Raw genomic sequence first — 9429 nt, forward strand, 5'->3', positions numbered from 1 at the left:
CCGACGGGTGGGAAGCCATCGGGAGCGATATGTTCTCCTGCACACGGATAAATACCAACGGCGCGATTCGGCCTTATCGGTCGCATCGCAACGGAACGAACGGGTAGCGTCGGGTTAACGCCCGGGGTAACCCACGAAATGGCGTTACCGACCGACCGCGAACAGGAAGTAGGACCCCCCCACATGGCGCGCATTGGAGACGGTGGTGACCTGCTGAAGTGCTCGTTCTGTGGAAAGAGCCAAAAGCAGGTCAAAAAGCTCATCGCGGGTCCGGGCGTTTACATCTGCGACGAATGCATCGATCTGTGCAACGAGATCATCGAGGAGGAACTCGCCGACGCTGACGACGTCAAGCTCGACGAGTTGCCCAAACCCGCGGAGATCCGGGATTTCCTCGAGGGTTACGTCATCGGCCAGGACACCGCGAAGCGGACGCTGGCGGTGGCGGTGTACAACCACTACAAGCGGATTCAGGCGGGGGAGAAGTCCCGCGATTCCCGCGCCGAGCCGGTCGAGCTGACCAAGTCGAACATCCTGATGTTGGGCCCCACCGGCTGCGGTAAGACCTATCTGGCGCAGACGCTGGCCAAGATGCTCAACGTGCCGTTCGCGATCGCCGATGCCACCGCACTGACCGAGGCCGGCTACGTCGGCGAGGATGTCGAGAACATCCTGCTCAAGTTGATCCAGGCCGCCGACTACGACGTCAAGCGCGCCGAGACCGGCATCATCTACATCGACGAGGTCGACAAGATCGCCCGCAAGAGCGAGAACCCCTCGATCACGCGAGACGTCTCCGGTGAAGGTGTCCAACAGGCGCTGCTGAAGATCCTGGAGGGCACCCAGGCATCGGTGCCGCCGCAGGGCGGGCGCAAGCATCCGCACCAGGAATTCATCCAGATCGACACCACCAACGTGCTGTTCATCGTGGCGGGTGCGTTCGCGGGGCTGGAGAAGATCGTCTCCGACCGGGTCGGCAAGCGCGGTTTGGGCTTCGGCGCCGAGGTGCGGTCCAAGGCCGAGATCGACACCCAGGACCACTTCGCCGAGGTGATGCCCGAGGATCTGATCAAGTTCGGTCTGATCCCGGAGTTCATCGGCCGGCTGCCCGTCGTCGCGTCGGTGACCAACCTGGACAAGGATTCGCTGGTCAAGATCCTCTCCGAGCCCAAGAACGCTCTGGTCAAGCAGTACGTGCGGCTGTTCGAGATGGACGGCGTCGAGCTGGAATTCACCGGTGACGCACTGGAGGCCATCGCCGATCAGGCCATCCACCGTGGCACCGGGGCCCGCGGGCTGCGCGCCATCATGGAGGAGGTGCTGCTGCCGGTCATGTACGACATCCCCAGCCGCGACGACGTCGCCAAGGTCGTCGTCACCAAGGAGACCGTGCAGGACAACGTGCTGCCGACCATCGTGCCGCGCAAGCCTTCCCGCAACGAGCGTCGCGAGAAGAGCGCCTAAGCCTCACCGCCGACAGAAGGCCCCCGCCGAACGGTAGGGGCCTTCTGCGCGTCCAGGGTCGTCATGATCCCGGCCAGCACGATCGACAGGCCCGCCTCGAACGCCGCATCGGCATCGGGGTTGAACAGCACGTCGCGCACCTGGGCGCCGAGGGGAAACTCGTTGGCGTTCAACAGGGGGGCCCCGGCGTACGGATTGTCGTCATAGTCGATCCCGGTGCGCGCCTGTTCCTCGATGGTGCTGCCGGTGACGTAGTGCAGCACGGTCGTCATGGCCAGGGCGGCGGCGTCGAGCGGGAAACCCGCGGCCCGCAACTGGTCGAGTGCGAACTCGTTGGCGGGCCGCGCCGACGGTGTCACCGAACCGACGAACACCCTGGCGCCGTCGCGGTAGGCCAGCATCGCGGAGCGGATCGCCCTGGCCACGTCGGCGAGCCAGTCCGGTACCGGCTGGTCACGCTGCCGCGGCCGGATCCGCTGGTGGATCTCGGCCGCGATCACGTTGGCCATCACATCGAGCAGTTCCCGCTTGTTCTTGACGTGCCAGTACAGGGTGGGCGCCTGCACGCCCAGGGCAGTCGCCAGGACGCGCATGGACAACCCGTCGAGTCCGTGCTCGGCGAGCAGGTCCAGTCCGGTACGCGCGATGACGTCGCGGTTGAGTTTGGCGGCCACACTTCAATCTAACACTGTTAGAGTTTTCTCTAACAGTGTTAGAGGGAGGTTGGAAATGACAGATGTGATCGTGGTCGGGGCCGGGCCGACCGGCTTGATGCTGGCCACCGAACTGGTCCGTGGCGGGGCATCGGTCGAGCTCATCGACCGGGCCCCGGCGCGGGCCGGGACCTCACGCGCCGCCGGGATGAACGCGCGGACGATGGAGGTGCTCGACCAACGTGGCATGTTGGAGGCCTTCGAAGCGCGGGGCACACCGATGGACGCCGGCCACTTCTCCGGCCTCCGCCTCGATATGTCGGCGCTGCCGACCCGGCGCGGCTACACCCTGGCCATCATGCAGACCGAGACCGAGAGCGTACTGGAACAGGCCGCCGCCGACCTGGGCGTCACCGTGCAGTGGAATACCGAGCTGACCGGTCTGGAGCAGGACGCCACCGGTGTCACCGTGACCACGACCGGTCCCGGCGGCGCGGGCTCGAGGCGGGCGAGTTATGTGGTGGGCTGCGATGGCAGTCGCAGCGCGGTCCGCGGGCTGGCCGCGATCCCGTTCGACGGCACCGAAGCCGAACTCGTCACGCTGCTCGGCGATGTGGAGGTGAGTGCCCCGCCACCGGGGCGGGCCTTCCTGGAACGCCTGCCGGCCGGCGTGGTCACCATGCTGCCGTTCGGGCACCTGTCGGGCCAGACCTGGCACCGCGTCATGGTGACCGAATACGAACCCGCCGACCGTGAGCCGGAACTCAGCATCGACGGGTTGCGGGCAGCGCTGAATGCCGTGGCGGGCAAAGACTTCGGTATCCACTCACCGTCGTGGCTTTCGCGTTTCGCCGATGCTTCCCGCCAGGCGCGGCACTACCGCGCCGGACGGACGTTTCTGGCCGGCGACGCCGCCCACATCCACCCGCCGCTGGGCGGGCAGGGGATGAACCTCGGCATGCAGGACGCGGTGAACCTGGGGTGGAAGCTGGCGGCCGTCATCCGGGGCGAGGCGAACGCCGAACTGCTCGACACCTACCATGCCGAGCGGCACCCGGTGGCGCAGCGGGTCCTGGAGAACACCCGGGCGCAGACCGCGCTGTTGGCCGGCGGCGCGAAAGTGACCGCCATGCGTGAGATGCTGGGCGGACTATTCGGGATCGACGCGGTCAACGAACGCGTCGCGGCCGAGATCTCCGGGCTCGACGTGCACTATCCGAGCGGGGCCGACCACGTCCTGGTCGGCCGTCGAATCCCGGACTGCGACATCATGATCGACGGCACGTTGCGCCGACTCTACGAGCTGCTGCACAAAGCGCGGCCAGTGCTGATCGACTTCGGGTCCGGGCTGCCGGGTGCGGTCGAGGCGATGGCGATCGGCCGCAGCTGGCGGCTGCCCGTCGTCGACCGGGTACCGGTCCCCGCGGCGGTGCTGCTGCGCCCGGACGGGCACGTCGCCTGGGTTTCCGTCGACGGCTCGAGCACCGGACTGCGGCGGGCGGCTGAACGGATCGGCGCAGCTCATCTGGTGACCGACGGTCGTTCGGCGATGACTTCGTCGACGAGCGCGGCGATTTCGGCCACCCCGTCGCGCTGAGCGAAGGCCACCTCGAGGTCGCGGGCCCGGTTCAGATACCGCTTGTCGGCGAGCACCTCACGGACGGCACGGCCCACCGCATCGGGGGTGGGCGTGCCGGTCCGCAGGTCGATACCCGCCCCGGTCCACGCGACCCTGGCGGCCACCTCGGGCTTGTCCTCGGTGTTGCCCGCGACCACGAGTGGGACACCCGTCGACAGGGCCCGCTGCACCCCACCGTAGCCGCCGTTGGTCACCATCACGTCCACCTTCGGCAACAATAGATCGTGCGGGATATATTCGGCGACAAAGGTGTTCGACGGAATGGCCACCCCGAGCAGATCGACGTCGGGGCCTCCGGTGGTGGCCACGACCGTCATATCCGCACCGCCGAGCGCCTCGATGGCCGGCTCCAGCAGCCGGCTCAGATCCGCATTGTCGACGGTGCCCTGGGTGATGTGCACGACGGGATGATCGGCGTCGAGCCGCGGCCACCAGCCCGGCCGGACGAAACCGCGGGCGGGTGCCGGGTGCACGGCCCCGACGTAGCGCACATTGGCGGGGAGATCGGTTCGAGGGTAATCGAATTCGTGCACACTGGGCACGATCAGGCGGTCCGCCAACACCCCGGCGTCCAGCAGGAAGGTGGGCAACGCGCGCGTGTTCATCCGGTACAGCTGGCGCCGCATCGCGCGCTGGGAATCGCGCAACAGCACCTTGTGGGTCAGCAGGCGCAGACCCCGGTTGCGCAGCCTGCCGAGCCGCGTCGACGACGGGGCCATGCCAAGGCCGGCCGGTGCGGTATCCCGGCTGCTCAGCATCAACGGGGTGGTCGAGTAGCTCAGGATCGGCGGCCGGGCCGTGCGGTCACCGAGCAGGTACGGCATGATTCCGAAGAACAGGTAGTCGGCGATCACCACGTCGTAGGTGTTGTGCGCGAGCAGTTCTGCCAACGCATCGGCCTGGCGGACCATCGGTGCGACGAACAGCGCGACCATGTCGAAGTTGACCCGGCGGATCCCCGAGGTCTTGGCCCGGCCCGGATTGTCGGCGTCGAGCCTGGTGTCGTCGACATCGGCGTCGGCGGGAAGGGTCGCCGGGATGGCGCCGACCGCCCGGATCGACTCGGAGTGCCTGGCCCCGCTCAGCACCGTCACCCGGTCGCCGCGGTCGACCAGATCGCGTGCCACGTTCAGCAACTGCGCGATATGGCCCACCGGCGACAGTGATGCGATGAGAATAGCGGCCATCGTGTGCTCCCTCTGCGGTGATCCGTGCGGTCCGACTGATCGTCGGCGAACACCGGGGGTGCGAGCTTGGAGGTTGCGTGGAGAACCGATGGAGATTGCAGGTAGAGGCAGGTTTGCGGGGCGCAGGCCGGCGCCCCCGTCAATCGGTTATACGATCCGGACGGGTGTAAACGTTCATCGACGCGCCACGCAGAAAGGCCACCAGGGTCAGGCCGGACTGGCTGGCCAGATCGACGGCGAGCGAGGACGGGGCCGAAACCGCGGCCAGCACCGGTATGCCTGCCATCACCGCCTTCTGGGTGAGTTCGAACGAGGCCCGTCCGCTGACCAGCAGGACGGTGCCGCTCAGCGGGATCCGGTTGTGTTCGAGTGCCCAGCCGATCACCTTGTCCACCGCGTTGTGCCTGCCGATGTCCTCGCGCACCACCAGCATCGTGCCGTCGGCGGTGAACAACGCGGCTCCGTGCAGGCCACCGGTGCTGGCGAAGACCTTCTGCGCGTCCCGCAGCTGGTCGGGCATCGCCGACAGCGCCTCGGCGGCCACCGTCGTGGGATCGTCACCCGGACAGTGCCTGCTGATCAGCCGAACCGCATCCAGTGAGGCCTTGCCGCACACACCGCACGACGAGGTGGTGTAGAAGTTGCGGGTCACATCCACATCGGGCTTCGGGACACCGGCGGCCAGCGTCGCGTCGAGCACGTTGTAGGTGTTGACACCGTCGTCATTCGCCCCGCGGCAGTACCGGACGGCGAGCAGGTCGTCGCGTTTGGAGATGATTCCCTCGGTCAGCAGAAACCCTTGGGCCAGTTCGATATCCGAACCGGGCGTACGCATGGTGACGGTCAGCGGGGCGCCGTCGATCCGGATCTCCAGCGGCTCCTCGACGACGAGGGTCTCGGGCCGCGCGACACTGCGGCCCGCGGCGACGTGGTGGGCGCGGCGGCGCGCGGTCACCCGGCCCATTACCCGGCGCTCCCGTCGCCCGGCGGGCGCGGCTCGAGCCTGACGACGATGGCCTTGGACACCGGGGTGTTCGATTTCTCGGCGGTGTGATCCAGTGGCACCAGGGGATTGGTTTCCGGGTAGTAGGCGGCGGCATTGCCCACCGGTGTGGAATACGGCACCACCATGAAATCGGTGGCCCGGCGCTCCTGGCCTTCGAACTCCGATACCAGGTCGACCCGGCCCTCGGGGGCGAGGCCCAGCCGGTCGATGTCGGCGGGATTGACGAACACCACCCGGCGCCCGCCCTTCACCCCCCGATAGCGGTCGTCGAGGCCGTAGATGGTGGTGTTGTACTGGTCGTGGCTGCGCAGGGTCTGCAGCACCAGCCGGCCTTCCGGAACCGGCACCCACTGCAGGGGATTCACCGCGAAGTTGGCCTTACCGGTGTGGGTGGGGAATTCGCGGGAATCGCGCGGCGGGTGCGGCAGTTGGAATCCGTCCGGCCGGCGCACCCTGGCGTTGTAGTCCGCACAACCCGGAACCACCGCGGCGATGGCGTCGCGGATGGTGTCGTAGTCGGCGGCGAACGTTTCCCACGGGACCGGATGGTCCGGGCCGAGCAGGGTGCGGGCAAGCTGACAGACGATCGCCACCTCGCTGCGCAACTCCTCGCTGGGTGGGTGCAGGCTGCCGCGGGACAGATGCACCATCGACATCGAATCCTCCACCGACACCTGCTGTTTGTGGCCGCCGACGATATCGCGGTCGGTGCGGCCGAGGGTCGGCAGGATCAGCGCGGTGCGGCCGTGTACCAGATGGCTGCGGTTGAGCTTCGTCGAAACCTGCACGGTCAGGCGGCAACTGCGCAATCCGGCCTCGGTGACCTCGGTGTCGGGGGTGGCCGAGACGAAGTTGCCGCCCATTCCGATGAAGACCTTCGCCCGGCCGTCCCGCATGGCCCGGATCGCGTCGACGGTGTCGAAACCGTGCCTGCGCGGGCTGACGATGCCGAACCGGGCGTCGAGTGCGGCCAGGAACGTCTCGGGCATCTTCTCCCAGATGCCCATCGTCCGGTCGCCCTGCACATTGGAGTGCCCGCGCACCGGGCACACCCCGGCCCCGGGCTTGCCGATCATGCCGCGCAGCAACAGCAGGTTGGTGGCCTCGCCGATCATGGCGACCGCGTGACGCTGCTGGGTCAGACCCATCGCCCAGCACACCACGGTGCGCCGGGAGGCGGCCAACATCTCGGCGACGCGGCGCAGCTGGGTGGCGTCGACCCCGGTGGCCTCGGTCACGGTGTCCAGGTCGACCGCGCGGGTCTGGGCGGCGTACTCGTCGAACCCGGCGCAATGTGCCGCGATGAACTCGCGGTCGACGACGGTGCCCGGTGCCCGATCATCGGCTTCCAGCAGCAGCCGGCCCAGGCCGGCGAACAGGGCCATATCGCCGCCGATGCGGATCTGCACGAACTCGTCGGCGATCGGGACGCCGTGCCCGACCACCCCGTGCACCCGCTGCGGGTCCTTGAACCGGATCAGCCCGGCCTCCGGGAGCGGGTTGACGGCAATGATCTTGGCGCCGTTGGCCTTCGCCTTCTCCAGGACCGACAGCATCCGGGGATGGTTGGTTCCGGGGTTCTGCCCCGCGATGAGAATGACATCGGCAAGGGTCAGGTCCTCCACCGTGACCGAACCCTTGCCGATCCCGATCGATTCGGTCAGCGCGGTGCCCGAGGACTCGTGGCACATGTTCGAACAGTCCGGCAGGTTGTTGGTGCCGTAGCTGCGGACCAGCAGCTGGTACAGGAACGCCGCCTCATTGCTGGTCCGCCCGGAGGTGTAGAACAGGGCCTCGTCGGGGGAGTTCAGGGCGGTCAGCTCATCGGCGATCAGCTGGTAGGCCGCCTCCCAGGAGACCGGCCGGTAGTGGTCGTCCCCGGGGGCCAGCATCATCGGATGGGCGATCCGGCCCTGCTGGGACAGCCAGTACTCGGGTTTGCTGGCGAGTTCGCCGATGCTGTGGCGGGCGAAGAACTCCGGGGTGACGACCCGCTTGGTGGCCTCCTCGGCGACCGCCTTCGCCCCGTTCTCGCAGAACTCGGCGAGTTTGCGTCCGCCGTGCTCCTCGGGCCAGGCGCAACCCGGGCAGTCGAACCCGTGCCGCTGGTTGAGCCGGGTCAGCGTGGCCGCGGTGCGCAGCGGGCCCATCTGTTCGAGCCCACGCCGCATGCTGACCATGACGGCCTTCATCCCGGCGGCCTCGTGTTCGGGGCCGTCGGCGACGACATCGTGCTCGTTGTAGCTGGCGTCGTAGTCAGTACCGCGGCTCATGGTTCAAATCTAGTCCTCGAGAACCCCTGGCCCCGCCGGTTGGCGGGCGGCGCTATTCGATATTTCACATGCAGTGATAGATGCTGGCTATCGAACGACGACGAATGTGGGGAGCCATGGCGAGTGACGTGCTGTTACAGCAACTCGACTACCTGCTGGCGCTCGCGACCGAACGCCACTTCGGCCGGGCGGCGGCGCGTTGCCACGTGAGTCAACCGACGCTGTCGGTGGCGATCCGCCGGCTGGAGCGTGAGCTGGGCATCGTCATCGTGCAGCGGGGGCAGCGCTTCGAGGGATTCACCGAAGAGGGTCAGCGGGTCGTGACGTGGGCCCAGCGGATCGTCGCGGAGCGCGACGACATGCTCGCCGACATCGACCGGATGCGGGGACGGCTGACCGTCACCGCCCGGATCGGTGCGATACCCACCGCGGTACCCGCGGGCCCATTCATCACCACCGAGTTCCTCCGGCGCAACCCGGCGGCCTCGGTGCGTATCGAGGCGTTGTCGTCACGGGAGATCGCCCGGCGGTTGGCCGATTTCGAGATCGACGCCGGACTGACCTACCTCGACGACGAAGCCTCGCCGGGGACCAGGTCGGTGCAGCTCTACCGCGAGCAGTATGTGCTGGTGGCACCGGCCGATCACGCGCTGATGGCCGAACCGGAGATCAGCTGGTCGGGTGCGGCCGCACTCGAGCTGTGTGTGCTGACCACCACGATGCGCAACCGGCGCATCCTCGACGCCAATATGGCCGCGGAAGGGGTGCGCTACCGTCCGGTGGTCGAAGCCGACTCGGTCGACGCCCTGTATGCACACCTGGCGAACTCGCAGCGCGCGACCGTCGCCTCCACGGCATGGTTGCCGCAGCTCGGTGTGCCAACCGGTTTCGCCGCCAGGCCGATGGTGCAGCACGGCCCGCGGCCGGCGATCGGACTGGTGGTGCTCGACCGTGCGCCCGCGTCCATCGTCGCCGCGGCGCTCGTCGAGGTGGCCGCCGGGCTGGATCTCGGCGCACGCATCGACGGCTGGTGGGACGCGGCGGGGCAGGTGGGAGCCGGGCCGGTGTAGGCCGTCATGGTCCGCGTACTGCTTTGGCTCCGTGGGCGTGGTGGTCGGGGTCGAGCAGGGTCCAGCCGGGTGGGAGGCCCGGGTCGACCAACCATGGGTCCCAGAGATGGTCCACATTGGGTGCGACCGGAGTGGGT

General features: G+C 68.0%; 7 protein-coding genes. 3 read left to right on the forward strand and 4 right to left on the reverse strand.

Annotated elements, in window-relative coordinates:
• The first annotated feature begins 183 nt into the window (after positions 1-183).
• Positions 184-1464: an ATP-dependent Clp protease ATP-binding subunit ClpX gene (gene clpX / locus ACWDTP_RS19345; protein ID WP_450022611.1), complete on the forward strand. Its 1281-nt coding sequence runs from the start codon at positions 184-186 to the stop codon at positions 1462-1464.
• On the opposite strand, the gene ACWDTP_RS19350 is transcribed toward clpX, so the two are convergent.
• Entirely contained in the window at positions 1461-2138 is a 678-nt protein-coding gene (locus tag ACWDTP_RS19350; RefSeq protein WP_450022613.1) for a TetR/AcrR family transcriptional regulator C-terminal domain-containing protein, read from the reverse strand. The genes clpX and ACWDTP_RS19350 overlap by 4 nt on opposite strands.
• A gap of 55 nt (positions 2139-2193) precedes the next feature.
• Between ACWDTP_RS19350 and ACWDTP_RS19355 the strand changes: the two genes are divergently transcribed.
• Positions 2194-3714, forward strand: a complete 1521-nt coding sequence (locus ACWDTP_RS19355) for an FAD-dependent oxidoreductase (RefSeq protein ID WP_450022615.1) — start codon at positions 2194-2196, stop codon at positions 3712-3714.
• Here the strand turns inward: ACWDTP_RS19355 and ACWDTP_RS19360 are convergent.
• From ACWDTP_RS19360 to ACWDTP_RS19370, 3 genes are all read right to left on the reverse strand, one after another.
• Positions 3639-4943: a nucleotide disphospho-sugar-binding domain-containing protein gene (locus ACWDTP_RS19360; protein ID WP_450022617.1), complete on the reverse strand. Its 1305-nt coding sequence runs from the start codon at positions 4941-4943 to the stop codon at positions 3639-3641. The genes ACWDTP_RS19355 and ACWDTP_RS19360 overlap by 76 nt on opposite strands.
• A gap of 139 nt (positions 4944-5082) precedes the next feature.
• Positions 5083-5907 (reverse strand): formate dehydrogenase accessory sulfurtransferase FdhD, encoded by an 825-nt coding sequence (fdhD, locus tag ACWDTP_RS19365; protein WP_450022619.1) that lies wholly within the window; start codon positions 5905-5907, stop codon positions 5083-5085.
• The gene (locus ACWDTP_RS19370; protein WP_450022621.1) at positions 5907-8222 is read right to left on the reverse strand and encodes an FdhF/YdeP family oxidoreductase; all 2316 of its coding nucleotides are present in this window, start codon (positions 8220-8222) and stop codon (positions 5907-5909) included. Before ACWDTP_RS19370 ends, fdhD begins: the two co-directional genes overlap by 1 nt.
• Before the next feature lie 116 nt (positions 8223-8338).
• On the opposite strand from ACWDTP_RS19370, the gene ACWDTP_RS19375 reads away from it, so the two are divergent.
• Positions 8339-9292 (forward strand): LysR family transcriptional regulator, encoded by a 954-nt coding sequence (locus ACWDTP_RS19375; RefSeq protein ID WP_450022623.1) that lies wholly within the window; start codon positions 8339-8341, stop codon positions 9290-9292.
• Positions 9293-9429 lie beyond the last annotated feature (137 nt).

It is taken from the genome of Mycobacterium sp. NPDC003449, from assembly GCF_053588415.1.

Bases quoted from the DNA above. Each gene is read 5' to 3' on its own strand.
- clpX (WP_450022611.1), top strand. From the start codon at position 184: ATGGCGCGCATTGGAGACGGTGGTGACCTGCTGAAGTGCTCGTTCTGT.
- ACWDTP_RS19355 (WP_450022615.1), top strand. From the start codon at position 2,194: ATGACAGATGTGATCGTGGTCGGGGCCGGGCCGACCGGCTTGATGCTG.
- ACWDTP_RS19360 (WP_450022617.1), bottom strand. From the start codon at position 4,943: ATGGCCGCTATTCTCATCGCATCACTGTCGCCGGTGGGCCATATCGCG.
- fdhD (WP_450022619.1), bottom strand. From the start codon at position 5,907: ATGGGCCGGGTGACCGCGCGCCGCCGCGCCCACCACGTCGCCGCGGGC.
- ACWDTP_RS19370 (WP_450022621.1), bottom strand. From the start codon at position 8,222: ATGAGCCGCGGTACTGACTACGACGCCAGCTACAACGAGCACGATGTC.
- ACWDTP_RS19375 (WP_450022623.1), top strand. From the start codon at position 8,339: ATGGCGAGTGACGTGCTGTTACAGCAACTCGACTACCTGCTGGCGCTC.